The sequence below is a fragment of the Pseudomonas sp. B329 genome, from assembly GCF_023127835.1.
In the GTDB taxonomy this organism is placed as follows: Bacteria; Pseudomonadota; Gammaproteobacteria; order Pseudomonadales; family Pseudomonadaceae; genus Aquipseudomonas; species Aquipseudomonas synxantha_A.
Map to the genome: position 1 here is coordinate 133,303 of NZ_SPKP01000042.1, position 26,204 is coordinate 159,506.

The 26,204-nt window shown below is 60.4% G+C and carries 26 protein-coding genes; 5 read left to right on the forward strand and 21 right to left on the reverse strand.

Features of this window, described 5'->3' with window-relative positions:
* Nucleotides 1-11 precede the first annotated feature (11 nt).
* The gene (locus E4P00_RS19545; protein ID WP_216091714.1) at nucleotides 12-1,073 is read right to left on the reverse strand and encodes an FUSC family protein; all 1,062 of its coding nucleotides are present in this window, start codon (nucleotides 1,071-1,073) and stop codon (nucleotides 12-14) included.
* 163 nt (nucleotides 1,074-1,236) lie between these two features.
* Nucleotides 1,237-2,853 carry an NADP-dependent glyceraldehyde-3-phosphate dehydrogenase gene (locus tag E4P00_RS19550; RefSeq protein WP_078821670.1) on the reverse strand — a complete coding sequence of 539 codons (1,617 nt, stop codon included), beginning with the start codon at nucleotides 2,851-2,853 and terminating at the stop codon, nucleotides 1,237-1,239.
* A 138-nt stretch (nucleotides 2,854-2,991) separates the two neighbouring features.
* Between E4P00_RS19550 and E4P00_RS19555 the strand changes: the two genes are divergently transcribed.
* A complete protein-coding gene (locus tag E4P00_RS19555; protein ID WP_032880609.1) occupies nucleotides 2,992-3,852 on the forward strand; it encodes a Dyp-type peroxidase in 861 nt (286 codons plus the stop codon).
* A 29-nt stretch (nucleotides 3,853-3,881) separates the two neighbouring features.
* Here E4P00_RS19555 and E4P00_RS19560 read toward each other — a convergent pair whose 3' ends face one another.
* Entirely contained in the window at nucleotides 3,882-4,403 is a 522-nt protein-coding gene (locus E4P00_RS19560; protein ID WP_103734493.1) for a DUF3087 family protein, read from the reverse strand.
* A 115-nt stretch (nucleotides 4,404-4,518) separates the two neighbouring features.
* Here E4P00_RS19560 and E4P00_RS19565 point away from each other — a divergent pair, with 115 nt between their 5' ends.
* Together E4P00_RS19565 and E4P00_RS19570 are read left to right on the forward strand one after the other, a co-directional pair.
* A complete protein-coding gene (locus tag E4P00_RS19565) occupies nucleotides 4,519-4,698 on the forward strand; it encodes a hypothetical protein (protein WP_005789140.1) in 180 nt (59 codons plus the stop codon).
* Between the two features lie 12 nt (nucleotides 4,699-4,710).
* On the forward strand, nucleotides 4,711-4,905 hold the full coding sequence (locus E4P00_RS19570; protein ID WP_005789138.1) for a DUF6021 family protein: 195 nt from the start codon (nucleotides 4,711-4,713) through the stop codon (nucleotides 4,903-4,905).
* Between the two features lie 30 nt (nucleotides 4,906-4,935).
* Here E4P00_RS19570 and E4P00_RS19575 read toward each other — a convergent pair whose 3' ends face one another.
* Nucleotides 4,936-5,172, reverse strand: a complete 237-nt coding sequence (locus tag E4P00_RS19575) for a DUF6555 family protein (protein ID WP_005789137.1) — start codon at nucleotides 5,170-5,172, stop codon at nucleotides 4,936-4,938.
* Between the two features lie 120 nt (nucleotides 5,173-5,292).
* Between E4P00_RS19575 and E4P00_RS19580 the strand changes: the two genes are divergently transcribed.
* Together E4P00_RS19580 and E4P00_RS19585 are read left to right on the forward strand one after the other, a co-directional pair.
* The gene (locus E4P00_RS19580; protein WP_248132602.1) at nucleotides 5,293-6,126 is read left to right on the forward strand and encodes an arylamine N-acetyltransferase; all 834 of its coding nucleotides are present in this window, start codon (nucleotides 5,293-5,295) and stop codon (nucleotides 6,124-6,126) included.
* A 125-nt stretch (nucleotides 6,127-6,251) separates the two neighbouring features.
* Nucleotides 6,252-7,004, forward strand: a complete 753-nt coding sequence (locus tag E4P00_RS19585; protein WP_032880612.1) for an outer membrane beta-barrel protein — start codon at nucleotides 6,252-6,254, stop codon at nucleotides 7,002-7,004.
* Between the two features lie 59 nt (nucleotides 7,005-7,063).
* On the opposite strand, the gene E4P00_RS19590 is transcribed toward E4P00_RS19585, so the two are convergent.
* The 17 genes from E4P00_RS19590 to E4P00_RS19670 form a co-directional block, all read right to left on the reverse strand.
* Complete coding sequence (locus E4P00_RS19590; RefSeq protein ID WP_014718915.1) at nucleotides 7,064-7,378, reverse strand: XRE family transcriptional regulator; 315 nt, start codon at nucleotides 7,376-7,378, stop codon at nucleotides 7,064-7,066.
* Entirely contained in the window at nucleotides 7,368-7,718 is a 351-nt protein-coding gene (locus E4P00_RS19595; protein ID WP_043046578.1) for a toxin, read from the reverse strand. The genes E4P00_RS19590 and E4P00_RS19595 overlap by 11 nt, the downstream gene beginning before the upstream one ends.
* Nucleotides 7,719-7,955: 237 nt before the next feature.
* Nucleotides 7,956-9,419, reverse strand: a complete 1,464-nt coding sequence (gene nuoN, locus E4P00_RS19600) for an NADH-quinone oxidoreductase subunit NuoN (RefSeq protein WP_043046579.1) — start codon at nucleotides 9,417-9,419, stop codon at nucleotides 7,956-7,958.
* 7 nt (nucleotides 9,420-9,426) lie between these two features.
* Nucleotides 9,427-10,959, reverse strand: a complete 1,533-nt coding sequence (gene nuoM / locus E4P00_RS19605) for an NADH-quinone oxidoreductase subunit M (RefSeq protein ID WP_103734497.1) — start codon at nucleotides 10,957-10,959, stop codon at nucleotides 9,427-9,429.
* A gap of 55 nt (nucleotides 10,960-11,014) precedes the next feature.
* Nucleotides 11,015-12,868 (reverse strand): NADH-quinone oxidoreductase subunit L, encoded by a 1,854-nt coding sequence (gene nuoL, locus E4P00_RS19610; RefSeq protein ID WP_248132604.1) that lies wholly within the window; start codon nucleotides 12,866-12,868, stop codon nucleotides 11,015-11,017.
* Complete coding sequence (gene nuoK / locus E4P00_RS19615) at nucleotides 12,865-13,173, reverse strand: NADH-quinone oxidoreductase subunit NuoK (RefSeq protein WP_003174727.1); 309 nt, start codon at nucleotides 13,171-13,173, stop codon at nucleotides 12,865-12,867. Before nuoK ends, nuoL begins: the two co-directional genes overlap by 4 nt.
* Before the next feature lie 2 nt (nucleotides 13,174-13,175).
* A complete protein-coding gene (nuoJ, locus tag E4P00_RS19620; protein ID WP_003174726.1) occupies nucleotides 13,176-13,679 on the reverse strand; it encodes an NADH-quinone oxidoreductase subunit J in 504 nt (167 codons plus the stop codon).
* 9 nt (nucleotides 13,680-13,688) lie between these two features.
* Nucleotides 13,689-14,237 carry an NADH-quinone oxidoreductase subunit NuoI gene (nuoI, locus tag E4P00_RS19625; protein WP_003174725.1) on the reverse strand — a complete coding sequence of 183 codons (549 nt, stop codon included), beginning with the start codon at nucleotides 14,235-14,237 and terminating at the stop codon, nucleotides 13,689-13,691.
* An 11-nt stretch (nucleotides 14,238-14,248) separates the two neighbouring features.
* Nucleotides 14,249-15,256, reverse strand: a complete 1,008-nt coding sequence (nuoH, locus tag E4P00_RS19630; protein ID WP_003192116.1) for an NADH-quinone oxidoreductase subunit NuoH — start codon at nucleotides 15,254-15,256, stop codon at nucleotides 14,249-14,251.
* On the reverse strand, nucleotides 15,253-17,967 hold the full coding sequence (gene nuoG / locus E4P00_RS19635; protein WP_248132606.1) for an NADH-quinone oxidoreductase subunit NuoG: 2,715 nt from the start codon (nucleotides 17,965-17,967) through the stop codon (nucleotides 15,253-15,255). The genes nuoH and nuoG overlap by 4 nt, the downstream gene beginning before the upstream one ends.
* Before the next feature lie 135 nt (nucleotides 17,968-18,102).
* Nucleotides 18,103-19,458: an NADH-quinone oxidoreductase subunit NuoF gene (gene nuoF / locus E4P00_RS19640; protein ID WP_034133820.1), complete on the reverse strand. Its 1,356-nt coding sequence runs from the start codon at nucleotides 19,456-19,458 to the stop codon at nucleotides 18,103-18,105.
* On the reverse strand, nucleotides 19,455-19,952 hold the full coding sequence (nuoE, locus tag E4P00_RS19645) for an NADH-quinone oxidoreductase subunit NuoE (protein WP_003232080.1): 498 nt from the start codon (nucleotides 19,950-19,952) through the stop codon (nucleotides 19,455-19,457). Before nuoE ends, nuoF begins: the two co-directional genes overlap by 4 nt.
* Nucleotides 19,953-19,954: 2 nt before the next feature.
* Nucleotides 19,955-21,739, reverse strand: coding sequence for an NADH-quinone oxidoreductase subunit C/D (nuoC, locus tag E4P00_RS19650; RefSeq protein ID WP_216091710.1), 1,785 nt, complete (start codon nucleotides 21,737-21,739; stop codon nucleotides 19,955-19,957).
* Nucleotides 21,740-21,811: 72 nt separating this feature from the next.
* The gene (locus E4P00_RS19655; RefSeq protein WP_003174719.1) at nucleotides 21,812-22,486 is read right to left on the reverse strand and encodes an NADH-quinone oxidoreductase subunit B; all 675 of its coding nucleotides are present in this window, start codon (nucleotides 22,484-22,486) and stop codon (nucleotides 21,812-21,814) included.
* A gap of 10 nt (nucleotides 22,487-22,496) precedes the next feature.
* Nucleotides 22,497-22,910 carry an NADH-quinone oxidoreductase subunit A gene (locus E4P00_RS19660; protein WP_003192109.1) on the reverse strand — a complete coding sequence of 138 codons (414 nt, stop codon included), beginning with the start codon at nucleotides 22,908-22,910 and terminating at the stop codon, nucleotides 22,497-22,499.
* A 637-nt stretch (nucleotides 22,911-23,547) separates the two neighbouring features.
* Nucleotides 23,548-24,873, reverse strand: coding sequence for an isocitrate lyase (aceA, locus tag E4P00_RS19665; protein WP_003174717.1), 1,326 nt, complete (start codon nucleotides 24,871-24,873; stop codon nucleotides 23,548-23,550).
* 494 nt (nucleotides 24,874-25,367) lie between these two features.
* Complete coding sequence (locus E4P00_RS19670; protein ID WP_032880618.1) at nucleotides 25,368-26,105, reverse strand: secretin N-terminal domain-containing protein; 738 nt, start codon at nucleotides 26,103-26,105, stop codon at nucleotides 25,368-25,370.
* Nucleotides 26,106-26,204 lie beyond the last annotated feature (99 nt).

The window sequence follows — 26,204 nt, forward strand, 5'->3', positions numbered from 1 at the left end:
TTGCTGTGATATCAAATCTTCCAGCGCGCCGAACTTCTGAAGAGCCGCTCGCGCATCCCATCAATATTCGCGGCCAGTTGCAGCGTCAACAGCCGGTAGCCGTCCAGCCCGTTGTGTACCGGGGCCTCCAGCAGCGTGACGTTCGACGTAACACTACCCGATCGCTCCAACCGCTCCGTCACCCCCGACTTCAACGCCCGTGCCATCCCTACCAATTGCACCCGAATCTGCCGATGCTCGGCCTTCAACATCACCTGCATCCGTGCCATCGCTTGCTCATTCCGAGGATCCGGGCGGGTATTGCCGAGAATCTCCAGAGTGCTGATGCACATGCGCAGATGACGCTGGATCGCGTCCAGTTCGGTCATGGAAATCCGCACCTCCTTGGACACCGATGGCATCAATGAACGCAGTTGCAACATCGCCGCGTTCAAGCGGTTGAGCAGTTTGAGGTGTTCATCGTCGGTCACCGATTGGCCATTGATGATCCGACTATAAATTTGCGCGCAGTCGCGCAACGCACTGGCCAGGTTGTAACGCCACGAATATACGGCATACAGCGGCAAGGCAAAGGAAAACGCCAAGGCCAGCACGATACCGATCAGGATATCGACCGTGCGCCATAAGCCATCTGATATCGGGTTGTCACCGTGGCCGGCAACGATAAACACTGTGATAGCCGACAGCAGCGCGATGTAACCGCCCTTGCCGATGGCATGGTAGGAAAAGAACCCGCACACCAATGACATCAACAGATAGGTCAACAGCGGCAGGCCGAAGTAAGCCTGTTGCACCACCAGCAGTAAACCGACGCTGGCGCCGATCAAGGTGCCATAGGCGCGCTCGACGGCTTTCTTGCCGATATTGCCATGGTGCTGCAAGCCGCCGATCACGATCAGCATGGTCACCGATGCCCATTCCCCGTGGGGCAGGTTCAGGCCACTGGTGAGCAGGATGGTCGCCAGCAAACCGACGGATACGCGCGCGGCGTGGATCAGCTTGGCGTGGCGAAAGCGCCGGTACGGGTCGAGCAGGGGGCGCAGCAGGCGCCGGGCAAAAATGGGCAGGTTCATCGGTATTGAAGTGGCCTCAAGTGTATGAATGTGCTCGACTCAATGTGGGAGCTGGCTTGCCTGCGATAGCATCACCGCGACCTGACTGAAAGACCGAGGCGCCGGCATCGCAGGCAAGCCAGCTCCCACACTGACCTGTCTGCACATTGGAACGGGGTTGGCTTCAGAAAATGTAATCGGTCGTCAGGAAGCTCGAGTCACGGTTGCGCAGGATATCGCTGACCAACGCCTTGTTACTCTCCTGGAACTTGGTCGCCACCAGGGTACGGATCGAAAACACGCGCAAGGCGTCATGCACCGACAGCGTGCCCTCGGCCGAGTTCTTGCGGCCGTTGAACGGAAAGGTGTCCGGCCCGCGCTGGCACTGGGCGTTGATATTGATGCGACCGACCTGGTTGGCAAAGGTGTCCACCAGGCGCCCGACGGCGACGGGGTCGGTGCCGAAGATACTCAACTGCTGGCCAAAATCCGAATCCAGCACGTAGTCGATCACGGTCTCCAGGTCACGGTAGGGCACGATCGGCACCACCGGGCCGAATTGCTCTTCATGGTAGACGCGCATCTGCGGGTTCACCGGATACAGCACCGCCGGGTAGAAGAACGAACCACGGCTGCTGCCACCCTCGGCATTCATCACTTTGGCCCCATGCCGTGCGGCATCGGCCACCAGTTCGTTGAGGTAATCCACCTTGCCCACCTCGGGCAGTGGCGTCAGCGCCACGCCGTCTTCCCAGGGCATACCGGGCTTGAGCGTCGCGAGTTTGGTGTTGAATTTCTCGATAAAGCTATCGACGACATCTTCATGCACGAACAGGATCTTCAATGCAGTGCAACGCTGGCCGTTGAACGACAACGAACCGGTGACCGCTTCACTCACCGCGTTATCCAGGTCCACCTCGGGCAGCACGATGCCGGGATTTTTCGCGTCCAGGCCCAGGGCGGCTCGCAAGCGGTGCGGCTTGGGGTGCAGCTTTTTCAGGTCGCTGGCGGCCTTGTTGGTGCCGATAAAGGCAAAGATATCGATCTTGCCGCTGGCCATCAGCGCGCTCACGGTTTCGCGGCCGCTGCCGTAGATCACGTTGATCACCCCGGCCGGGAAGCTGTCGCGGAACGCCTCCAGCAAGGGGCGGATCAACAGCACACCAAGTTTGGCCGGCTTGAACACCACGGTATTGCCCATGATCAACGCCGGGATCAGCGTGGTGAAGGTCTCGTTCAACGGGTAGTTGTAAGGCCCCATGCACAGCGCCACGCCCAGCGGTACGCGGCGGATTTGCCCGAGTGTGTCCTGTTCCAGCTCGAAACGGCTGCTACGGCGGTCGAGTTCCTTGAGGGCGTTGATGGTGTCGGTGATGTAGTCGCAGGTGCGGTCGAATTCTTTCTGCGAATCCTTGAGGTTCTTGCCGATTTCCCACATCAGCAGCTTCACCACCGCATCGCGCTGTTCGCGCATACGCCGTAAAAATGCCTCGACGTGCTGGATACGTTCGACAACGCGCATTGTCGGCCACTCACCCTGGCCACGGTCATAGGCACGCACGGCGGCATCCAGGGCGGTGAGGGCGGTGTCGGCATCCAGCAATGGCGTGCTGCCGATATGCACGCGCTCATCGCCCAGTTGCACCGGGCTTTGCACGCGAGCGAGCGGGCCGTTCCACACCCGCAACTGGCCATCGACCAGGTAATCACGCTGCTCAATGGGCGCCGCCAGGCGAAATTGCTCGGGAATCTGGGTGACGGAAGTGGGAAACAGCTGGGCGAGCAGGTTGCTGGTGGTCATGTCGCTACCCCTGGAATAGTTGCAAAACATGACTAGAGAGTCACCCAACTAGCGGCTCTAAGGCAAGGCTTACGCGCATTGTTGTTCGCAGCGCGGTGCGCGCCGGGTAAACTGCGCGGCTTTTCAGAAGGAGTTCACATGAGTCAGTACCAGCCGGGCATTCTTGCCGCACCGGTGCCTTTGCAGGCCCGCCATCTGTTTTTCGCCCTCGATTCCCTGCAAGCCGTGCCCGCGGCGCTGGACGCGCTGGTGCAGTTGACGGATGCGGCGGCCGTGGTCGGTTTCGGTGAACCGCTGGTAAAGGCGCTGGGCGCCGAAATTGAAGGGCTGCGTGCATTCCCCGCCGTCAGCGGCCCTGGCGCTGACAACCCTTCGACTCAACAGGCGCTGTGGGTATGGCTGCATGGGGTGGATCGTGGCGAGTTGCTGCTGCGTAGTCGTGCCATCGAGAAAGCCCTGGCCCCGGCGTTTCGCCTGGTGCAATCGACTGAAGGCTTCCGCTACAAGACCGGCTTTGACCTGACCGATTACGAAGACGGCACCGAAAACCCCCACGACGATGCCGCCGTGGAAGCCGCCTTGACCGACAGCGGTGCCAGCTTTGCCGCTATCCAGCAATGGCAGCACGACCTCGACGGGTTCGCCGCGTTGCCTGCGCAGGAGCGTGACCACATCATCGGCCGCCGCCATGGCGACAACGAAGAACTCGACGACGCTCCGGAATCGGCCCACACCAAGCGCACAGCCCAGGAAAGCTTCACCCCGGAAGCCTTCGTGGTGCGACGCTCGATGCCTTGGGCCGAGAATGGCCAGGCAGGATTGATGTTCCTCGCGTTTGGCCATTCCTTCGATGCGTTTGAGGCGCAGCTTCGGCGTATGAGCGGGTTGGAGGATGGGATTGTCGATGGTTTGTATCGCATCAGTAAGCCATTGACTGGTGGCTATTACTGGTGTCCCCCGGTCAGGGAAGGGCGTCTGGACCTGAGTTTGGTTTTTTAACGGCCTTTGCCTGCTCCCTGACGTACGCCTCAAGCGCTTTTGAGCGTTTCCAGCCACGCGGGGTCAAGCCGGGTTTGTTCGGTATCGATCCCCAGTGCGTGCATCTTGGTCTTGTGTGCGTCGATCTCGCCGACCAGTTGCGCCTGGGCGCTGGAGTTGGCATCCAGCTCATGCATTTGCGTCAGCCCCAGGTGATAGAAACGCAACAGTTTGATGGCGGCCGGGTCGTTGGCTTGTACCCGCTCGGTGACCTTGTGCATTACGTTGGTCACGCTCATCAGGCTGCGCTTGAGTTGCCAGCCATACACCGCCGGCGCCAGCCAGGGCTGGGACCAGAACGGGCCACGCACCAGTGCGACGGTGATCAACACCCCGGCAAATACACCGCCGACATTGAAGCGAAAGTTGTCCCCGCCAGGCTCACCGAACAGCATCACCGCGAGGCTCGACAGCAGCATGGCCAGGGCCAGGAACAGCACGGCCACTATCAGCGTGCTGCGGCGGGTCTGTTGACGGTAGGTGACAGGGTCGCAGGGTTTGAGCTCGAACATCCGGGTCAGGTCTCCAGAAAGGGCGGTCATCTTCTCATGCTTGCAGCAATGAAGTTGAACGATGACTGCGCACGGTTTCTCTAAACCTGTGAAGCCCCTCATGAGGTAAGCCATCATGTCTGAACACAAGCAGCCACCGCCAGGTACACCGGATCCGAACCGCACGCCGGGTGAGGAGGAGCGCGACAACGATGCGTTGCGCCCCAACGATCCCAAAGAGCGTGGCCCCGACAACGATGTCGAGCACGTCGAACAAGACCTGGAAAACCTCCACGACAAAGCGCGCCCGCTTTAGCAGGAGCATGTGATGAACAAACGTACCGATGGTCCCCACTCCAACGAGCACGCCAGTGGCAAGGATGAGCTGGGTTTCGACCCGGACTCGCCAGATGTGGCCGACCCTCAGGTCGACCCGGTAGGTCCGGCTATTGCGCCGCTGGATGAGAAAAAGTCATCTGAGAAAAAGCCGCCCTACGATCCGTTGGGCGACTTGAAGAAGTGAATCGAGCCCCGCCGTCGTGCGGGGCTTTGTTTATTTGGGGGGGGTCCAACTGACGTCGGTGATGCCGTATTTTTCCGCCCAGGGCCGGGTGGTTTTTTTCACTTGCTCGTGACCGACGCGGCCGATGCGGCTGACATGGGCAATGTCGGCATCAACGGCCGCCCAGTGCCAGGCTTCGGCGTTATTCATCACCTCGGCGCGCACCACGAAAGACTTGGGTTTACCGTGTAGCTGATAGTGGATGGTGTAGATTTTTGCGGTACTCATGTTGCCTCCCTGTCTTGTTATAGATGGATAGGCCAGCGTTCTAAAAGGTTCATTCAAAATGACAACGTACGCAGTGGCGCGGCATAGTGACGCTCTTGCCCTGCGCCCGAGGATCGCGCCATGCTCATACCCACGGATAGCCGCCTGTACCTGCAACGCCTGGGCTATGCCTCGCCACCGGCACCCACCTTGCAGACCCTGCGGGACTTGCAGCTGCGCCATGTCTGCACCTTTGCCTTTGAAAGCCTGTCGACCCTGATGCACGCGCCGGTGCCGATTGACCTGCAAAGCGTCACACAGAAGGTGTTGCACCAAGGACGCGGCGGCTATTGTTATGAGTTGAACCAGCTGTTCCTGGCCTTGTTGCAGGAGCTGGGCTATGAGGCTCGCGGCATTACCGGTCGTGTGGTGATTGGCGGGCCACCGGACGCCCACACCGGCCGTACTCATCGTCTGAGCCTGGTGACCCTCGACGGCGTGCGCTATATCACCGATGTCGGCTTCGGTGGCATGGTCCCCAGCAGCCCGTTGCAACTGGACAACGAAGCGCCCCAGGCCACTGCCCATGAGCCTTTTCGCCTGACATGCAATCAGGGCAGCTACACATTGTGGGCCCAGGTCGGTGAAGAGTGGCGCGGCTTGTACGTGTTCGATCTGCAAGTGCAGGCAGATATCGACTACGAAATCGGCAACTGGTACGTCTCCACGCACCCAGGGTCGCCGTTCGTTGGGCAGTTGAAGGCCGCGCTGCTTGCCCCCGGTAAACGTCATACCTTGGCCAACGCCCACTATGCGCTTCATTACCTGGATCGGCCCAGTGAAAAGCGCACGCTTCAGAGTGCCGACGAGTTGCTGGCGCTATTGCACGACACGTTCGGGATTCAGCTGCCGGATCAGCCTCAACTTCGCGAAGCCGTTGGAAGCCTTATCCGCACGAATCCTGAAGAATATTGAGATAGAGCCTTCGCTGAACCGTTTTTTCTCCATTTTGGTGCAAATCAGTTCGAACTTTTCGCAAACGCCAAGGTTCGAACCGATTCCTGAATACTTTGCCCACCTTAAAATGGAGATGTAAAACGATGTCCAAACTATTCGGAAAATTTCTCAAGAACACCTCGTTGCTGGCCCTGGTCGCTGCGCCTGGCGTGGTGTTCGCTGCACCTTCCACCGACCCGATCTCCACGTTCGGGATCCTGGGCAGCTACAACGACTTCAAGCTGGAAGGCGGTAGCGAAAGCGACAAGGACCACATGCCTGAAGCGGGCCTGTTCTATAACTTCGGCAACAAGCTCACCGCCGAGTCCGGCTTCATCTACCAGGCCGGTATCGAAGCCAAGTACGGCGAAAAAAGCGACAACAAGCTCAAGGAAGGCCAGGCCGACCTTGACCTCGGCTGGCGTGCCGCGCTGGATGCGCGCAACTTCGTCGACGTGATCGTAGGCGGTGGCTACACCTGGACCCGCTATGAGCCGGACACCAATGGCTACGATATGAAGCTGACCAACAAGTCGCCGTTCGCCAAGGCTGCGCTGGGCTACAACCACCAGTTCGATGACATGACGCTGCGCGTTGAAGCCGGCGCCCGTCACACCATCGATGGCCGTGCCAAACTCAAGGTAGACGGCGTTGGCAGCGACAGCGTGGACCTCAAGGACCGCACCAACCCCTATGCTGAAGTCAGCCTACTGATGAACCAGAAGGGCGACCTGCCAGTGATGGCGGGCCTGTACTACACCCGCACCGAGTACAAGCTCGACGACGACTCCTATGTGGCCGACAACACCAAGCTCAAGCGTGACGAATACGGCTTCAAGGTCGGTATTGCATTCTGACGCTGTTGTACTGCAAAAAACGCCTCGATAATCGGGGCGTTTTTTTTTGCTTTCGCAGGTCAGCCCAATGCGGCAAGTTGCGCCACGGTTTCAGGAAAACGCGCTACCAGACGGATCAGGGTGACGGCCTGGGCGTTGGGCTTGGCCCGGCCTTGTTCCCAGTTCTCCAGGGTGCGGGTGTTGGTACGCAGGTACATGGCGAATACCGACCGGGAAAGGTTGAGTTGCTGGCGCACGGCGATCACCTCATCAGCGGTGAGCGGCGCCAGCTTGTTAAGGTGGACCTTGTGGTTGCGCAGGGTGATTTTACCCTGGCGCTCATCGGCCAGGGCGTCGAAGCCTTCGACCAGTTCGGAAAAGATGTCACGTTTCATGATGTGTTCTCGCTTTGATTTCCCTGTCCAGCATGTGTTTAAGAGCTTTCTTGTGGTGGGGTGTCAGGTCGCTCTGTTCGTGCTTGCCGTACAAGGTGAATAACCAGAATTGCGTGCCGCCTGACCACCAGTAGTAAATGACTCGCAGGCCACCACGCTTGCCTTTGTTTCGCCTTTCATCAACGAAGCGAACCTTTCTCAACCCGCCCGTTCCTTCGATCACATCTCCTGCTTCGGGGTTTTTCATTAACTCCTGTTGAAAACCCTGGAAAAGCTCCTCACTCAGATAGTCCTTGCGATGCCGCTCGAATGCCGGCAGTTCGATAAATAGAGCATCCATGTTCTGTACGTAGCCTGCGTAGAGTTTGGTGGCCCACTCGCGTTAGGTCAAGTGACCGCGCTGTGGGAACTTTCTTAAAACGCAAACACCATACGGCCGGTTTCATCGGGTAGATGCCGGATGAAGAGGCAGATCGAGGAGGAAAATTCAGCGAGCAGGGGAGGGGAAAAGCAGATCCTGGGAAACGCAAAACGGCGCCCAAAGGCGCCGTTCTGTTGACTGCATCAACCTAAGCGATCAAACCCCCAGCACCGCATGCTGCACCAAGGTGAGCAACGGTTGCGGGTACACGCCCAGGAAGAACGCGAGCAGGGCGATGGCCAGCAGCATCACGCCACCGGCTTTCTGTTCCCAGTGCAGCTCGGCATCCACACGGCGCAGGTTTGGCTCGATCAGGTACAGGGTGACCATCACACGCAGGTAGTAGAACACGCCGATGGCGCTGCCCAGTACCAGGGACGCTACCAACCACCACTCGTGGGCTTCAACACCGGTCGCGACAATGTAGAACTTGCCGATAAAGCCCGCGGTCAGCGGGATACCGGCCAGCGACAGCATCATTACGGTGAGTACGGCGGTCAGGTACGGACGGCGCCAGAACAGGCCGCGGTATTCGTACAGGGCGTCGGCGTCACGGCCTTTATAAGGCGACGACATCAGCGTGATCACGCCGAATGCGCCAAGGCTGGTGATCACGTAGGTGACCAGGTACACGCCGATGGCTTCCACGGCCAGGCCTTTGCTCGCCACCAGGGCGATCAGCAGGTAGCCGAAGTGGGCGATGGACGAGTAACCCAGCAGGCGCTTGAGGTTGTTCTGGGTCAGCGCCAGCAGGTTACCGAACAGGATCGACGCAATGGCGATTACGGTCAGCACGTTGCTCAGCACGCCGGTGTTGGCGGCAGGGGAGATCTGGAACAGACGCACCATCACCGCAAATACCGCTACCTTCGACGCAGTCGCCAGGAACGCGGCCACCGGCGCCGGGGCGCCTTCGTACACGTCCGGGGTCCACAGGTGGAAGGGTACCAGGGAGAGCTTGAACGCCAGGCCGATCAGCATCATCGCCAGGCCCAGCTGGGCAATCGGCGCCGGGCTGTTGGTGGCGGCCAGGGCCTGGCCGATACCGGTGAAGCTCAGGCTGCCGGCTTCGGCGTAGAGCAGGGCCATACCGAACAACAGGAACGCGGAACCGGCGGCCGACAGCACCATGTACTTGATACCGGCTTCCAGGGAGCGCTTGTTGAAGAAGGCGTAGGCCACCAGGCCGTAGGTCGGGATCGACAGCAGTTCCAGGCCGATGAACAAGCCGGCCAGGTGCTGCGCGCTGACCAGCACGATACCGCCGGCCGCAGCCAGCAGGATCAGCAGGTACAGCTCTTCCTTGTTACCCGGGTAGCCGGTGCCGCCTTCGCCGAGGTAGGCGTGGGCGAGGGTGACGCAGGCCAGGGTCGCCACCAGGATCAGGGCGATGTACAGCAGCGCGAAGTCATCGACCATCATCAATGGCGTGACCGCCAGTGGCGCGACCTTGAGGGCCGGGATGATCGACAGCAGGGCCAGGTTCAACCCGGCGCAGGACAGCAGGAACGTTTGCGAGTGATTGCGGCGCCAGGCGATTGCCAGCATCACCACCACGATGGTGAGGCTGGTAATCAGCAGCGGCGCAAGCGCGATAAAGTGTTGGATCGTGAATTCCATAGCGCTCTTACCGGGCCGAAGCGAGTTGAGAGAAGGCGGTGCCGAACCACTGCTGCACGCCATGCATCGTTGCGGCAGAAGTGTCCAGGAACGGTTGCGGGTACACGCCGATGAAGATCAGCAACACCGCAAGGCCGAGCACCATGATCAGTTCGCGCGCATCCATCCCTTGCAGGACGGTGTCGGACTTGGCCGGGCCGAAGTAGGCGCGGTGGATCATGATCAGCGAGTACACCGAACCGAACACCAGGCCGGAGGTAGCAATGGCGCTGATCCACGGCGTCTGCACAAAGGCACCCATCAGGATCAGGAACTCGCCGATGAAGTTACCGGTACCCGGCAAGCCCAGGGATGCAGCGGCGAAGAACAGGCTGATCGCCGGCAGGTAAGCAATGCGCGACCACACGCCACCCATTTCACGCATGTCACGGGTATGCAGGCGCTCGTACAACTGACCACTGAGGATAAACAGGGCAGCGGCCGAAACACCGTGGGCCAACATCTGGATCACTGCGCCTTGCAGCGCCAGTTGGCTGCCGGAGTAGATGCCGATCAGTACGAAACCCATGTGGGAAACAGACGAGAAGGCAATCAGACGCTTGATGTCGGTTTGCGCGAAGGCCAGGAACGCACCGTAGAAGATCCCGATCAGACCCAGGGTCATGGCGATCGGCGCGAATTCGGCCGAGGCATTCGGGAACAGCGGCAGGGCGAAACGCAGCAGGCCGTAGGCCGCCGTCTTCAACAGGATACCGGCCAGGTCCACGGAACCGGCTGTCGGCGCCTGGGCGTGAGCGTCAGGCAACCAGGAGTGAAACGGCACCACTGGCAGCTTCACCGCGAAGGCGATGAAGAAGCCGAGCATCAGGATGTACTCGGTGGTCAGCGACATCTTGGTTTTCAACAGGTCGGCGTAGTTGAACGTAATCACGCCGGTGCTGTTGAAGTTGACCAGGACCAGGCCCAGGATCGCCACCAACATGATCAGGCCGGAAGCCTGGGTGAAGATGAAGAACTTGGTCGCCGCGTAGATCCGGGTTTTCTTGCCGTCCGAAGAACTGTGACCCCAGAGCGCGATGAGGAAGTACATCGGCACCAGCATCATTTCCCAGAAGAAGAAGAACATGAACAGGTCCAGCGCCAGGAACACGCCGACCACGCCGCCCAGGATCCACATCAGGTTCAGGTGGAAGAAGCCCACGTGACGCTGGATCTCTTTCCAGGAGCAGAGTACCGAGAGGATACCCAGCAGGCCGGTCAGCAGGATCATCAACAGCGACAAGCCGTCGAGAGCCAGGTGCACGTTGATGCCGAAGCGCTGGATCCACACGTGCTTGAATTCAAGCGCGAAGGTGGGATCGACACCCGGTGCCGGAGCGAATGAATAGTCACCATGGGCCCACAGCCAGAGGCCGAGTGCGAGTTCCAGGGACATGGTCAGCAACGCAATCCAGCGGGGGAGGGTGGCGCCGAAGCGTTCACCCATCCAGCAGAGCAGGCCGCCGATAAAGGGGATCAGGATTAGCCAGGGCAGAATCATGACGGGCTCGTTTCCTTTCGCAAGTTTGCAAAGTACGCAGTGCACTTAAACATAGTCAGACCGCTACCACGACGATGGCGCCGATCACCAGCACGGCACCGGCCGCCATGGACGCTGCATACCAACGCAGTTGGCCAGTCTCGCTGCGGCTCAGGGCTGTGTGACCGGCCTTGGCGGCACGCGGGATCAAACCGATAGTCTGGTCGAGCGGGTCTTTGCGCAGCACGTGGCTGATCGCAAGGTAAGGTTTGACGAACAGTTTGTCGTAGATCCAATCGAAGCCCCAGGCGGCGAACCACCAGGCCGAGAGGAAACGGCCAATGCCACTGTTGGCCACGGCAGTCACGAAGCGACGCTTGCCGAGGAACAGCAGGGCGGCCAGCAGGATACCGGCGATGGCGATGGCGCCCGAGGCGATTTCCAGGCTGTGCTGGGCTTCGCCGCCGGCATGGCCGACGCTTTGCGGCAACACACCGTGCAGCGGTGGGGTGATCATCGCACCGACGAAGGTCGATAGAATGATCAGCACCGACAGTGGCAGCCAGTGGGAGATACCGTGGCCTGCGTGCGCTTCGGTCTTGGCTTCACCGTGGAAGGTGATGAAGATCAGGCGGAAGGTGTACAGCGAGGTCATGAACGCACCCACCAGGCCTGCGTACAGCAGGTTCTGGTTACCGCTGGCAAAGGCTTCCCAGAGGATTTCGTCCTTGGAGTAGAAACCTGCGGTCACCAGCGGCAGGGCAGCCAGGGCGGCACCACCGACGATGAAGCTGGCGTAGGCCAGTGGCAGTTTCTTCCACAGGCCGCCCATCTTGAAGATGTTCTGCTCGTGGTGGCAGGCGACGATCACCGCACCGGAGGCGAGGAACAGCAACGCCTTGAAGAACGCGTGGGTCATCAGGTGGAAGATCGCCGCGTCCCAGGCGCCAACGCCCAGGGCCAGGAACATGTAGCCGATCTGGCTCATGGTCGAGTAGGCGAGGATACGCTTGATGTCGGTCTGCACCAGCGCGGCGAAGCCGGCCAGTACCAGGGTCACGCCACCGACGATGCCTACCAGGTGCAGGATGTCCGGTGCCAGGGTGAACAGGCCGTGAGTACGGGCGATCAGGTAGACACCGGCGGTCACCATGGTTGCGGCGTGGATCAGTGCCGACACCGGGGTAGGGCCGGCCATGGCGTCTGCCAGCCAGGTTTGCAGTGGCAGTTGCGCGGATTTACCCACGGCGCCGCCCAGCAGCATCAGGGTCGCCAAGGTGATCCAGAAGTCGCCGACCTGGAATTTCTGCGGTGCCAGCACCAGCAGTTCCTGGATGTTCAGCGTGCCCACCTGTTGGAACAGGATGAACAGGCCAATTGCCATGAACACGTCGCCGATACGGGTGACGATAAATGCCTTGAGTGCCGCATTGCCGTTGTTGCGGTTGCTGTAGTAGAAACCGATCAACAGGTACGAGCACAGGCCCACGCCTTCCCAGCCGAAGTACAGGAACAACAGGTTATCGCCGAGCACCAGGAACAACATGCTGGCGATAAACAGGTTGGTGTACGAGAAGAAGCGCGAGTAGCCCGCTTCACCGCGCATGTACCAGGACGCGAACAGGTGGATCAAAAAGCCTACACCGACCACCACGCCGAGCATGGTGATCGAAAGGCCGTCGACGTAGAGGGCGAAGTTGGGCTTGAAGCCTTCCACCGACATCCACTGCCACAGCACCAGGGTGTAGTGACCGCCTTCTGGCGGCGCCACGTTGAATTGCCAGATGACATAGGCGGCCACGATGGCCGACAGGCCGATGGAACCCACGCCGATCAAGGCCGAGAGGTTTTCCGACCAGCGTCCGCGAGAGAACGACAGCAGCAGGAAACCGATCAGGGGGAATACGAAAGTCAGAAAGATCATGTTCATCCGCGCATCTCACTGGCAGCGTCGATATCAAGCGTGTGGAAGCGACGATACAGCTGCAGCAGGATCGCCAGGCCAATACTGGCTTCGGCGGCTGCCAGGCTGATCACCAGGATGAACATGACTTGTCCATCCGGCTGGCCCCAACGTGCGCCCGCCACGATGAACGCCAGTGCCGCGGCGTTCATCATGATTTCCAGGCTCATCAACACGAACAGAATGTTACGGCGCACCATCAGGCCGACCAGGCCAAGGCAGAACAGGATGCCGGCGACCGCCAGACCATGCTCCAAAGGGATAGCAGGCATCGTCATTGCTCCTTGGCTTCGTTGCGGCCCAAGTGGAAGGCGGTGATGGCTGCGGCGAGCAGCAGCATCGAAGCCAGTTCGACCACCAGCAGGTACGGCCCGAACAGGCTGATGCCCACGGCTTTGGCGTCTACGGTGGTGTGGCCGATGGCCTGGCCGCTCTGGTGAGCGAATAGTACATACAGCAGTTCACCCAGCAGCAATGCTGCGAGGACAACCGGGCCGAGCCAGATGCCGGGCTTGAGCCAGACGCGCTCCTGGGCGACCGAAGCCGGCCCCAGGTTGAGCATCATCACCACAAACACGAACAGCACCATGATGGCGCCGGCGTAGGCGATCACTTCCAGTACACCGGCGAACGGTGCGCCGAGGCTGAAAAAGGTCATGGCCACGGCGATCAGCGAAATGATCAGGTAGAGCAGGGCGTGCACGGGGTTGGTGTTGGTGATCACGCGAAGCGTGGACACCACTGCAATACCCGATGCGAAATAGAAAGCGAATTCCATCTTTCTTCCTTAAGGCAGCAAGCTCTTCACGTTGATCGGCTCGGCTTCGTTTTGTGCGGCGCCCTTCGGCTTACCGGCAACGGCCATACCTGCAACACGATAGAAGTTGTAATCAGGGTTTTTACCGGGACCAGAGATCAGCAGATCTTCTTTCTCGTACACCAGGTCCTGACGTTTGAACTCGGCCATCTCGAAATCCGGTGTGAGCTGGATCGCGGTGGTCGGGCAAGCTTCCTCGCAGAGGCCGCAGAAAATGCAGCGCGAGAAGTTGATACGGAAGAAGTCCGGGTACCAGCGACCGTCTTCGGTTTCAGCTTTCTGCAGGGAGATGCAACCCACCGGGCACGCCACGGCGCACAGGTTGCAGGCTACGCAACGCTCTTCGCCATCGGGGTCGCGGGTCAGTACGATGCGGCCGCGATAGCGCGGCGGCAGGTACACCGCTTCTTCGGGGTATTGCAGGGTGTCGCGTTTGCGAAAGCCGTGACCGAACACCATCACCAGGCTTCGCAACTGGGTACCGGTACCCTTAACGATGTCGCCAATATATTTGAACATGGGTCAAATCCTCACTGAACCGCGGCAGCTGGCGTGTTCAACAACACGACGGCAGCCGTCACCAGCAAATTGATCAGGGTCAGCGGCAGGCAGAATCTCCAGCTGAAATCCATCACCTGGTCATAGCGTGGGCGCGGAATCGAGGCGCGCAGCAGGATGAACAGCATGATGAAGAACGCGGTCTTCAAGAAGAACCAGAAGAAGGCCAACTGCGGCAGGATGCCGAACGGACCGTGCCAGCCGCCGAAGAACAGCGTGACCAGCAGGGCCGAGATCAAGATGATGCCGATGTACTCACCGACGAAGAACATGCCCCACTTCATGCCGGCATATTCAATGTGGTAACCGTCGGCCAGTTCCTGCTCCGCTTCCGGCTGGTCGAACGGGTGACGGTGAGTCACGGCCACGCCAGCGATGAAGAAGGTGCAGAAGCCAAAGAACTGCGGAATGATGAACCACAGGTTCTGTGCCTGGTACTCGACGATATCGCGCATGTTGAACGAGCCGACCTGCACCACGATGCCCATCAGGGCCAGGCCCATGAACACTTCGTAGGACACGGTCTGGGCCGAGGCCCGCAAGCTGCCCAGCAGGGCGAACTTGTTGTTACTGGCCCAACCGGCGAACAGCACCGCATACACCGACAGACCGGCCATGGCGAAGAAGAACAGCAAGCCGATGTTCAGGTCCGCCACGCCCCAGGTCGGGGTGATCGGGATGATCGCGAAGGCGATCAGCAAGGCGCTCATGGCTACCACCGGTGCCAGGGTGAAGATCACCTTGTCGGCGAACGGCGGGGTCCAGTCTTCCTTGAAGAACATTTTCAGCATGTCGGCCGCGATCTGGAACATGCCGAATGGGCCCACGCGGTTCGGACCGTAACGGTCCTGCCACCAGCCCAGCAGGCGACGTTCGACGAAGCTGAGCAGCGCGCCCGCGACGACCACGGCCAACAGGATCACGATGGCCTTGACCACCGAGATGATCACGTCAATTACTTCCGGCGTGAACCAAGTCATTGCGCTGCCTCCTGCAGACCGTCAACGGTTTTGCCGAAAATGGCAGGCGGAATACCGGCGATGCCTTTAGGCAGTGCAACCAGGCCGGCACCCAGCTCGTCATTGATACGCAGCGGCAGACGCAGGGTCTGGCCGGCCACGTTGAGGCTGAGCAGCGCACCGTCGTTGACGCCCAGGCGGTCGGCTTCGGACTTGGCCACGGACACGTAAGCGGCAGGAATGCGCTCTTGAACCGGCGCGGCCTTGGAAGAGGTTTCTTCGCTGCCGAACAGGTGGAAGAACGGCACGACCTGCCAGGTACCCGGAGCCGGGTTGAACGGACGCGGTACCGCAGTGAACCAGTTCAGCGCGTCACCGGTGCTTTCGATCAGGCGGGTGCCCGGGTCGCCAGCACGGATGTGACCACCGACTTCATCCTGGAACTTGTTCCAGGCCTGCGGCGAGTTCCAGCCCGGCGACCAGGCAAACGGCACCTGCTGACGCGGCTCGGCCGAGCCCGAGTAACCTTCCATGGAGAAGGCGAACGCAGTGTCGATGTCTTGCGGGGTACGCGGTTCGTGCACGCTGATGTCGGCGCGCATGGCGGTACGACCGGAGTAGCGCAGCGGTTCACGGGCCAGTTTCAGGCCCTTGATACGGAACGCGGCAGACGGCGCGGCATCGACAATACGAGCCAGCTGCGGCGCGCTGGCGGCGGTGGCAGCGGTCACGTGGTCGAGCTGGGTCCAGTCGATCGGCTGGTTCAGCAGGGTCGCGCGCAGGGCGTGCAGCCAGCGCCAGCCTTCGTGCACCAGGATGCTGGCATCCATGTACTTCGGATCGAACACCTGGAAGAAGCGCTGGGCGCGGCCTTCCTGGCTGACCAGGGTACCGTCGCCTTCGGCGAAGGTGGCGGCTGGCAGCACCAGGTCGGCACGCTCGCTGGTGGCGGTCTTCTGGTGGTCGGCCACGATCAGGACTTTGGCAGCGTCCAGCGCAGCGTCAACCTTGGCGGCAGCGGTGCGGGTGTACAGGTCGTTTTCCAATACCACAATGGCGTCGGCGCTGCCGTCGGTCACTGCTTGCAGGGCGGCGTCCAGGGACTCGCCACCGAGCATGGCCAGGCCCAGGCTGTTGGCTTCCGGCACCACCAGGCTGATGGAGCCGTTCTTGTCGCGCAGCTTCAGGGCTTTGGCGATGTTGGCAGCGGCTTCGATCAGCGCCTTGGAACCCAACGAGGTACCGGCAATGATCAACGGGCGCTTGGCCGCCAGCAGGGCGTCGGCGATGCGCTGGGCCAGTTCGACGGCTTCGGTGTCCAGGCCGTCGACGGCAGGCGCGCTGGCGTCGAGGGCGTGGGCCACGGCGAAACCGAGGCGTGCCAGGTCGTCCGGTGCGGCGTGCACGCATTCTTCGGCGATGTCGTCGAGCTTGGTTTCAGCCAGCGAGGCGATAAACAGCGGGTTCAGCGCGTGCTGACCGATGTTTTTCACCGCCGCGTCAAGCCACGGCTGTACGCGCATGGCGTCGGCCATTTCTTCGGCCTTGCCTTTGACCGACTGGCGCAGCGACAGGGCAATGCGCGCCGCGGTCTGGGTCAGGTCTTCACCGAGCACAAAGATGGCATCGTGGTCTTCGATGTCGCGCATGTTCGGAACCGGCAGCGGGCTGTCGTTCAGCACTTGCAGGACCAGGCGGATGCGCTCCAGCTCGCCGGCTTCGGTACCGCAGTAGAAGTGTTCGGCACCGACCAGCTCGCGCAGCGCGAAGTTGCTTTCGAGGCTGGCACGCGGCGAACCGATACCGACGATGTTGCGTCCGCGCAGCAGGTCGGCGGCTTTATCCAGCGCCGCGTCCAGGCTCAGCTTGGCGCCATCGGCCAGCAGCGGCTGGCGTGGGCGGTCTTCGCGGTTGACGTAGCCATAGCCGAAACGGCCACGGTCGCACAGGAAGTACTGGTTGACCGAACCGTTGAAGCGGTTTTCGATGCGACGCAGTTCGCCGTAGCGCTCGCCCGGGGAGATGTTGCAACCGCTGGAGCAGCCATGGCAGATGCTCGGCGCAAATTGCATGTCCCACTTACGGTTGTAGCGCTCGGAGTGGGTCTTGTCGGTGAACACACCGGTCGGGCAGACCTCGGTGAGGTTGCCGGAAAACTCGCTTTCGAGCACGCCGTCTTCAACGCGACCGAAGTACACGTTGTCGTGGGCGCCGAACACGCCCAGGTCGGTGCCGCCGGCGTAGTCTTTATAGAAACGCACGCAGCGGTAGCAGGCGATGCAGCGGTTCATCTCGTGGGAAATGAACGGGCCGAGGTCCTGGTTCTGGTGGGTACGCTTGGTGAAGCGATAACGGCGCTCGTTGTGGCCGGTCATCACCGTCATGTCTTGCAGGTGGCAGTGACCGCCTTCCTCACAGACCGGGCAGTCGTGGGGGTGGTTGGTCATCAGCCATTCGACAACGCTGGCGCGGAACGCCTTGGATTCTTCATCGTCGATGGAGATCCAGGTGTTGTCGGTGGCTGGGGTCATGCAGGACATGACGATACGACCACGGGTGTCGTTCTCGTCGGTGTATTGCTTGACCGCACACTGGCGACAGGCACCGACGCTACCGAGCGCGGGGTGCCAGCAGAAATACGGAATATCGAGGCCGAGTGACAGACACGCCTGTAACAGGTTGTCCGCCCCATCGACTTCGAGCGCTTTGCCGTCTACGTGGATAGTGGCCATGGTTCAAAGTTCTTCGTTGGCCCGTTGTCAGCGGGCGTGGCTAATGGAATCTTGTTATTCATGTGCATCTACACAGCCTTTACGGCGTCAGCACATGAGCAGGCGAAGGGCACGGACCCTTCGCCTGTTTAAGCGTTACGCGCCGACTACGATCGGCTTCGCCAGAGGCGGGACGGCGGCGCTGGTGGGCGCGATACCGGCTTCGAACTCCGAGCGGAAGTATTTGATTGCGCTGCCCAATGGCTCTACGGCGCCCGGTGCGTGAGCACAGAAGGTCTTGCCTGGGCCGAGGAAGCCGACCAGGCCCAGCAGGGTTTCGATATCACCCTCGCGGCCTTCGCCGTTTTCCAGGGCCATCAGCAGCTTGACGCTCCACGGCAGGCCGTCGCGGCATGGGGTGCAGAATCCGCAGGATTCACGGGCAAAGAACTGCTCCATGTTGCGCAGCAGCGAGACCATGTTCACGGTGTTGTCGACCGCCATTGCCAGGCCGGTACCCATCCGGGTGCCCACCTTGCCGATGCCGCCGGCATACATCTGGGCGTCCAGGTGTTCGGGGAGCAGGAAGCCGGTACCGGCGCCGCCTGGCTGCCAGGCCTTGAGGGTGTAGCCGTCGCGCATGCCGCCGGCGTAGTCCTCGAACAGTTCGCGCGCGGTCACGCCAAACGGCAGTTCCCACAGGCCAGGGTTCTTGACCTTGCCGGAGAAGCCCATGAGCTTGGTGCCCATGTCTTCACTGCCTTCGCGGGCCAACGATTTGTACCAGTCCACGCCGTCGGCAATGATCGCCGGCACGTTGCACAGGGTTTCGACGTTGTTCACGCAGGTCGGCTTGCCCCACACGCCGACGGCGGCAGGGAAGGGCGGCTTGGAGCGCGGGTTGGCGCGGCGGCCTTCGAGGGAGTTGATCAGTGCGGTTTCTTCACCGCAGATATAACGCCCGGCGCCGGTGTGTACGAACAGTTCGAAGTCGAAACCCGAACCGAGGATGTTCTTGCCCAGCAGGCCCGCAGCCTTGGCTTCTTGCACCGCACGGTTGAGGTGCTTGGCGGCGGTGGTGTATTCGCCACGCAGGAAGATGTAGCCGCGGTAGGTTTTCAGCGCGCGGGCGCTGATCAGCATGCCTTCGATCAGCAGATGGGGCAGTTGCTCCATCAGCATGCGGTCTTTCCAGGTGTTGGGCTCCATCTCATCCGCGTTGCACAGCAGGTAGCGGATGTTGATGGATTCGTCTTTGGGCATCAGGCCCCACTTCACACCCGTGGGGAAGCCTGCGCCGCCGCGGCCCTTGAGGCCGGCGTCCTTCACGGTCTGGACGATATCGTCCTGGGCCATATCGGCGAAGGCTTTGCGCGCTGCGGCGTAACCGTTCTTGGCCTGGTATTCGTCAAGCCATACCGGCTCGCCGTCGTCACGCAGGCGCCAGGTCAGCGGGTGGGTCTCGGCCGAACGCTTGATCAGGTTGGCCGGGCCGAAGGAAGTCAGGGTCATGGGTAGCCCTCGAGCAATTGGGTCACGCCAGCAGGCTGTACGTCACCGAATGTGTCGTCGTCGATCATCAACGCCGGCGCCTTGTCGCAGTTGCCCAGGCAGCACACCGGCAGCAGCGTGAAGCGGCCGTCGGCGGTGGTCTGGCCGAGGCCGATGCCGAGCTTGGCCTGGATTTCGCTGACCACGGACTCATGGCCGCCGATGTAGCAGACCATGCTGTCGCACACGCGAATGATGTGACGGCCGACTGGCTGACGGAAGATCTGGCTGTAGAACGTCGCCACGCCTTCAACGTCGCTGGCGGGGATGCCGAGGATCTCGCCGATGGCGTAAAGGGCGCCGTCGGGCACCCAGCCACGTTCCTTCTGGACGATCTTCAAGGCTTCGATCGACGCCGCGCGCGGGTCTTCGTAGTGATGCAGCTCGTGCTCGATGGCCGAGCGCTCGGTTTCACTCAAGGTGAAACGGTCTGTCTGGATAAGCGTGCTGTTCATGCTTAGCGGTCCACGTCGGCCATAACGAAATCGATACTACCCAGGTACGCAATCAAGTCTGCGACCATCTCGCCTTTGATCACCGAAGGGATCTGCTGCAAGTGGGCAAAACTTGGGGTACGAATCCGGGTGCGGTAGCTCATGGTGCCGCCATCGCTCGTCAGGTAATAACTGTTGATACCCTTGGTCGCTTCGATCATCTGGAAGGATTCGTTGGCCGGCATGACCGGGCCCCACGAAACTTGCAGGAAGTGCGTGATCAGGGTTTCGATGTGCTGCAGCGTGCGCTCTTTGGGCGGCGGCGTGGTCAGCGGGTGATCCGCCTTGTACGGGCCGGCCGGCATGTTGCGCATGCACTGCTCGATGATCTTCAGGCTCTGGCGCATTTCTTCGACGCGCACGATGCAACGGTCGTAGGCATCGCCATTGGCCGCCAGCGGTACTTCGAACTCGAAGTTCTCGTAGCCGGAGTACGGGCGCGCCTTGCGCAGGTCGAAGTCGCAACCGGTGGAACGCAGGCCTGCACCGGTGACGCCCCATTCCAGGGCCTCTTTGGTGTTGTACTGGGCGACGCCGATGGTACGACCCTTGAGGATGCTGTTGTCCAGCGCGGCTTTCTGGTACTCGTCCAGACGCTTGGGCATCCAGTCGATGAACTCCTTGACCAGGCGCTCCCAGCCGTTCGGCAGGTCGTGGGCCACGCCGCCGATGCGGTACCAGGCCGGGTGCAGGCGGAAACCGGTGATGGCTTCGATGACCTTGTAGGCGCGCTGACGGTCGGTGAAAGTGAAGAACACCGGAGTCATGGCGCCGACGTCCTGGATATAGGTACCCAGGAACAGCAGGTGGCTGGTGATGCGGAAGAACTCGGCCATCATGATGCGGATGGTGTCGACGCGGTCCGGCACTTTAATGCCGGCCAGCTTCTCGACCGAGAGCACGTACGGCAGGTTGTTCATCACGCCGCCGAGGTAGTCGATACGGTCGGTGTACGGGATGAAGCTGTGCCAGGACTGACGCTCGGCCATCTTCTCGGCGCCACGGTGGTGGTAGCCGATGTCCGGGACGCAGTCGACGATTTCTTCGCCGTCCAGTTGCAGGATGATACGGAAGGCACCGTGAGCCGAAGGGTGGTTCGGGCCCAGGTTGAGGAACATGTAGTCCTCGTTGGTGCCGGAGCGTTTCATGCCCCAGTCTTCCGGACGGAAGCGCGCCGCTTCTTCTTCAAGCTGCTGCTTGGCGAGGTTGAGGCTGTACGGGTCGAATTCGGTGGCGCGGGCAGGGAAGTCCTTGCGCAGTGGGTGACCTTCCCAGGTCGGCGGCATCATGATGCGCGTCAGGTGTGGGTGGCCAGGGAAGTCGATGCCGAACATGTCCCATACTTCGCGTTCGTACCAGCTGGCGTTCGGCCAGATACCGGTCACGGTCGGGATGCTCAGGTCGCTTTCCGACAGGGCGACCTTGATCATCACGTCGCTGTTACGTTCCAGCGACATCAGGTGATAGAACACGGTGAAATCAGCGCCGCTCGGCAGCCCCTGGCGCTTGGTGCGCAGACGCTCGTCCACGCCATGCAGGTCATAGAGCATGACGTACGGCTTGGGCAGGTTGCGCAGGAAGGTCAGGACTTCGACGAGCTTGGCACGCGCCACCCACAGCACCGGCATACCGGTGCGTGTGGCCTGGGCAGTGAAGGCGTCAGGGCCAAAACGGTTATTGAGTTCGACGACCACATCCTGGTCGTCTGCCTTATAAGGCGGGATGTACAGAGCACTGCCTGTAGTCATGGTTTTTTATCGCTTTCGGTCAACGTAAAGAATGAAGCCAGGTTTTCGTTCTATAAAAGAAGCAGTGCTGGATCAGACTTCGTCGGGGCTGCGCAGGTTGGTGACTGCGATTCGCTGTTCGCGGCGCTGTTCCTTTTGTGACGGCATCTCGGCGCGGTACACGCCTTGATCGCCGACAACCCAGGACAGTGGGCGACGCTCCTTGCCAATCGACTCCTGCAGCAGCATCAAGCCTTGCAGGAAAGCTTCAGGGCGGGGCGGGCAGCCAGGCACGTAGACGTCCACGGGCAGGAACTTGTCGACCCCCTGAACCACGGAGTAGATGTCGTACATGCCACCGGAGTTGGCGCACGAACCCATGGAGATAACCCACTTCGGCTCGAGCATTTGCTCGTAGAGACGCTGGATGATCGGCGCCATCTTGATAAAGCAGGTACCGGCGATAACCATGAAATCCGCCTGGCGCGGTGATGCCCGGATAACCTCGGCGCCAAAGCGCGCGATGTCGTGGGGCGCCGTGAAGGCGGTGGTCATTTCCACGTAGCAGCACGAAAGGCCGAAGTTGTACGGCCACAGGGAGTTCTTACGCCCCCAGTTGACCGCGCCACTCAGCACGTCTTCCAGCTTGCCCATGTAGATGTTTTTGTGGACTTGGTCTTCTAACGGGTCGGAAACGGTTTCCCGTTCGCCGATGGGGTACTGCTCGTTAGGAGCATCCGGGTCGATCCTGGTGAGATTGTATTGCATTGCCAAAGCCTCATTGTTTCAGCTTCGCCTGCCGCTTGCGACGAGCTTCCGGAGCCCAGTCAAGGGCGCCCACTCGGAACAGGTAGACAAGACCTGCCAACAGAATTGCTATGAAAACGAGAGCTTCGACGAATCCGGTCCAGCCGCTTTCGCGGACGGACACAGACCAGGCAAAGAGAAAGAGGGCTTCGATATCGAAGATCACGAACAGCATCGCGACCAGATAGAATTTGGCTGAGAGCCGCAAGCGGGCGCCACCTGTAGGTAGCATGCCGGACTCGAACGGTTCGTTTTTGCTGCGGCCCCAGGCTTTTGACCCAAGGAGGCTGGAAACACCGAGCATGAAGGCGCAGAGGCCGACAACACCGAGGAGGAAAATGGCAAAGCCCCAGTTGTGGGCCATGAGTCCTGTCGCGTCGGTCATGCTGGAAATCCTTAACAGAGAGCAAAGGTCTCTGAGCTCGAAAAAGTAACGATGCAGTGACGATATGTCGCACTGCAATCAATCGCGGTGATTTTATGGCTAAACACCGGGCAAGTAAAATTCCCAGGGCGAAATTATTCGGTGGAATAAGCACATAGTGCACCTTCTTGGGGCTGTAGCCCTTGTACCGTGGGCATTAGCGGGCTTTTCATCAATTATGTTTTGTTTAAGCTGCAACGAAGTTTTCAGGCGCCAAATGATAATGAATATTGTTTGCGTGGGGTTTAAGCGATTGTTTCTCATGTGGCGGGGGAAGTTGCCGTTACTTGCTTGAGTGTCGCTTAGTTGTCGCAACGGTTCTTTTAACCGATTGGATGTGTGCGAATACCGCTCTGGATCAATGTTTTGCGCAAAATTCCTTGTGGGAGGGGGCTTGCTCCCGATAGCTGAGTATCAGCTAACCCAGCTGTTGCTGATCCACCGCTATCGGGAGCAAGCCCCCTCCCACATTTGGTCCGCAGTGCATCGGTAGGTTTTGTGCAGGCAAAAAAACGCCCCGAACCAGTCGGGGCGTGATTGTTGTGCGGCACTGCGGTTAGGTCTTCCCTGGGGCCGCAGTGGCCGTGTACTCAGTGGATCAGTGGAACTGCTCTTCTTCGGTCGAACCGGTCAGCGCGGTCACGGACGAGGTGCCGCCCTGGATCACGGTGGTCATGTCGTCGAAGTAGCCGGTGCCCACTTCCTGCTGGTGCGCCACGAAGGTGTAGCCTTTGGCGGCGTCAGCGAATTCCTGCTCTTGCAGCTTCACGTAGGCAGTCATGTCGTTGCGGGCGTAGTCGTGCGCCAGGTTGAACATGCTGTGCCACATGTTGTGAATGCCGGCCAGGGTGATGAACTGGTGCTTGTAGCCCATGGCCGACAGCTCGCGCTGGAACTTGGCGATAGTCGCGTCGTCCAGGTTCTTCTTCCAGTTGAAGGAAGGCGAGCAGTTGTAGGACAGCAGTTGGTCCGGGTATTCCTTCTTGATCGCTTCGGCGAAACGACGGGCTTCGTCCAGGTCCGGCTTGGCGGTTTCGCACCAGATCAGGTCGGCGTAAGGAGCGTAGGCCAGGCCGCGGGCGATCGCCTGGTCCAGGCCGGCGCGTACTTTATAGAAGCCTTCCTGAGTGCGTTCGCCAGTCACGAACGGCTGGTCGTACGGGTCGCAGTCCGAGGTCAGCAGGTCAGCGGCGTTGGCATCGGTACGGGCCAGGATGATGGTCGGAGTACCGGCGACGTCGGCCGCCAAACGAGCAGCGGTCAGCTTCTGTACGGCTTCCTGGGTTGGTACCAGTACCTTGCCGCCCATGTGGCCGCATTTTTTCACGGAAGCAAGCTGGTCTTCGAAGTGCACGCCGGCAGCGCCTGCCTCGATCATGCTCTTCATCAGCTCGTAGGCGTTGAGTACGCCGCCGAAACCGGCTTCGGCATCAGCCACGATTGGCGCGAAGTAGTCGATGTAGCCTTCGTCACCCGGGTTCTTGCCGGCTTTCCACTGGATCTGGTCGGCACGACGGAACGAGTTGTTGATGCGCTTGACCACGGTTGGAACCGAGTCCACCGGGTATAGCGACTGGTCGGGGTACATGGATTCAGCGGAGTTGTTGTCCGCTGCCACTTGCCAGCCGGACAGGTAGATCGCCTGGATGCCGGCTTTTACCTGTTGGACTGCCTGGCCGCCAGTGAGGGCGCCCATGCAGTTGACGAAATCTTTGTCGGGACGGAAGGACGGCTTGGCACCTTGGGTGACCAGGTTCCACAGCTTCTCGGCGCCGAGTTTTGCAAAGGTGTGCTCAGGTTGGACCGAGCCACGCAGGCGGACGACGTCAGCAGCGGAATAAGCGCGGGTCACGCCTTTCCAGCGTGGGTTTTCAGCCCAATCTTTTTCAAGGGCTGCAATTTGCTGTTCGCGTGTCAGTGCCATGGGGAAAAACCTCGTCGCATAGGTCTAGGTGGAAAATTCCATTTGCCAGCCACGTACAAAGTGCGTGGTGATGGCTGCTCGCTGACCAGAAGCTTGGGTGTTCAAGTCAAGTTCGGCGGGGTAGGCGACGGGATGAACGATTGGCTCAAGGCGGAGTTGAGCAGGTAAGGGCAAACTGCAAACGGTCTTCGGGCGTCGTGGGCCTTTGTACGATTCATCAGTGCGTAGCCGGGTTACCTGGTTAGCTTCCGTCCCTCGGGACAACTTCGTTCCAGTCGCAACCTCGTCCAACGTGCCTTGTGGGCGGTACAGACACGAATCGGCTCAGGTGGGTAACTTGGAGCGGCGATCCGAAGGCCCTTGCCAGGGCCCCTGATTAGCGGGAGCGAGGCCATCATGCCCATGCTTTTTTGGATCGTCAAATGTTTTGTAGTGCTTTTTTCAAGGCACTACATCTTTGGTCTAATACGACTCGCCAGTCAGTTTTTGGTGCTTCAGTTCAGGGTGTCGACCTTGACCCGTACCGTCAGGTCATCGCGGCCCTGAGTAGAGTAGCTGCGGGTTGTAGAAGATTTGTCGGCCTGGGTTTCGCCATTGATGCCTGCCAGGGTAATCCATTCGCCCAAGCGTCCGCTGACGGTTGTGTCGGTGCTCTGCACGTTCACTACATCAGGACGTTCCTGGCTCATACGGTCACGGTTGGTACTGATAGCCAGGTGTACGGTCTCGCCGGTGACGCTGGCGGTGACGTAAAAGCCCTGGGTGACGTTGCGATACTGGGTCTGGTTCTGCAGGCGGCCATAGCCATCCTGGTGCGTGGTGGTCAGCGGTACGCTCTGGCCGATCTGAATAAGCGCCGGCACGCCTTCGCTGGCCTGGATCTGCTGGATGCCGCCATCGCGGCTGACGGTGCCATAGCTGATGATGCGGGTCTGGCTGTCGCCGCTGTTCTGCTGGTTGGTTTCGTTGGTGTCGACGGTGATCAGCAGGCGCTTGGCCGGCGTGTCCAGTTGGGAGAGCAGGGTACGCAAGCCCTCGATCTTCGCAGGGTCGGCGTTAACGATAAGCTGGTTGCCGTAGGCGCTGACGGTGCCGTCCTTGCCGATGAAGTTCTGCGCCACGGGCAGTAGGTCGGCGCTGGTGCGGTTGCTCAGGTTGACGACCTCGGTGGCAGCCATGGCCGAAACACTGGCGGTCAGGAGCAGGGCGGTGAGCAGGGTGCGTAGGGACATGTCCGTTATCTCTGCGAGTCATTTGGCTTGATAGTGCCAGTTTGTCGGCCTGGCGGGGCGCAAGTTGAATCGTAGACGGCAAAATGCCCTGGCAGGCAG

Excerpts from the sequence above, each read along its gene's own strand:
- E4P00_RS19545 (WP_216091714.1), bottom strand. The coding sequence starts at position 1,073 with ATGAACCTGCCCATTTTTGCCCGGCGCCTGCTGCGCCCCCTGCTCGAC.
- E4P00_RS19550 (WP_078821670.1), bottom strand. The coding sequence starts at position 2,853 with ATGACCACCAGCAACCTGCTCGCCCAGCTGTTTCCCACTTCCGTCACC.
- E4P00_RS19555 (WP_032880609.1), top strand. The coding sequence starts at position 2,992 with ATGAGTCAGTACCAGCCGGGCATTCTTGCCGCACCGGTGCCTTTGCAG.
- E4P00_RS19560 (WP_103734493.1), bottom strand. The coding sequence starts at position 4,403 with ATGTTCGAGCTCAAACCCTGCGACCCTGTCACCTACCGTCAACAGACC.
- E4P00_RS19565 (WP_005789140.1), top strand. The coding sequence starts at position 4,519 with ATGTCTGAACACAAGCAGCCACCGCCAGGTACACCGGATCCGAACCGC.
- E4P00_RS19570 (WP_005789138.1), top strand. The coding sequence starts at position 4,711 with ATGAACAAACGTACCGATGGTCCCCACTCCAACGAGCACGCCAGTGGC.
- E4P00_RS19575 (WP_005789137.1), bottom strand. The coding sequence starts at position 5,172 with ATGAGTACCGCAAAAATCTACACCATCCACTATCAGCTACACGGTAAA.
- E4P00_RS19580 (WP_248132602.1), top strand. The coding sequence starts at position 5,293 with ATGCTCATACCCACGGATAGCCGCCTGTACCTGCAACGCCTGGGCTAT.
- E4P00_RS19585 (WP_032880612.1), top strand. The coding sequence starts at position 6,252 with ATGTCCAAACTATTCGGAAAATTTCTCAAGAACACCTCGTTGCTGGCC.
- E4P00_RS19590 (WP_014718915.1), bottom strand. The coding sequence starts at position 7,378 with ATGAAACGTGACATCTTTTCCGAACTGGTCGAAGGCTTCGACGCCCTG.
- E4P00_RS19595 (WP_043046578.1), bottom strand. The coding sequence starts at position 7,718 with ATGGATGCTCTATTTATCGAACTGCCGGCATTCGAGCGGCATCGCAAG.
- nuoN (WP_043046579.1), bottom strand. The coding sequence starts at position 9,419 with ATGGAATTCACGATCCAACACTTTATCGCGCTTGCGCCGCTGCTGATT.
- nuoM (WP_103734497.1), bottom strand. The coding sequence starts at position 10,959 with ATGATTCTGCCCTGGCTAATCCTGATCCCCTTTATCGGCGGCCTGCTC.
- nuoL (WP_248132604.1), bottom strand. The coding sequence starts at position 12,868 with ATGAACATGATCTTTCTGACTTTCGTATTCCCCCTGATCGGTTTCCTG.
- nuoK (WP_003174727.1), bottom strand. The coding sequence starts at position 13,173 with ATGCCTGCTATCCCTTTGGAGCATGGTCTGGCGGTCGCCGGCATCCTG.
- nuoJ (WP_003174726.1), bottom strand. The coding sequence starts at position 13,679 with ATGGAATTCGCTTTCTATTTCGCATCGGGTATTGCAGTGGTGTCCACG.
- nuoI (WP_003174725.1), bottom strand. The coding sequence starts at position 14,237 with ATGTTCAAATATATTGGCGACATCGTTAAGGGTACCGGTACCCAGTTG.
- nuoH (WP_003192116.1), bottom strand. The coding sequence starts at position 15,256 with ATGACTTGGTTCACGCCGGAAGTAATTGACGTGATCATCTCGGTGGTC.
- nuoG (WP_248132606.1), bottom strand. The coding sequence starts at position 17,967 with ATGGCCACTATCCACGTAGACGGCAAAGCGCTCGAAGTCGATGGGGCG.
- nuoF (WP_034133820.1), bottom strand. The coding sequence starts at position 19,458 with ATGACCCTGACTTCCTTCGGCCCGGCCAACCTGATCAAGCGTTCGGCC.
- nuoE (WP_003232080.1), bottom strand. The coding sequence starts at position 19,952 with ATGAACAGCACGCTTATCCAGACAGACCGTTTCACCTTGAGTGAAACC.
- nuoC (WP_216091710.1), bottom strand. The coding sequence starts at position 21,739 with ATGACTACAGGCAGTGCTCTGTACATCCCGCCTTATAAGGCAGACGAC.
- E4P00_RS19655 (WP_003174719.1), bottom strand. The coding sequence starts at position 22,486 with ATGCAATACAATCTCACCAGGATCGACCCGGATGCTCCTAACGAGCAG.
- E4P00_RS19660 (WP_003192109.1), bottom strand. The coding sequence starts at position 22,910 with ATGACCGACGCGACAGGACTCATGGCCCACAACTGGGGCTTTGCCATT.
- aceA (WP_003174717.1), bottom strand. The coding sequence starts at position 24,873 with ATGGCACTGACACGCGAACAGCAAATTGCAGCCCTTGAAAAAGATTGG.
- E4P00_RS19670 (WP_032880618.1), bottom strand. The coding sequence starts at position 26,105 with ATGTCCCTACGCACCCTGCTCACCGCCCTGCTCCTGACCGCCAGTGTT.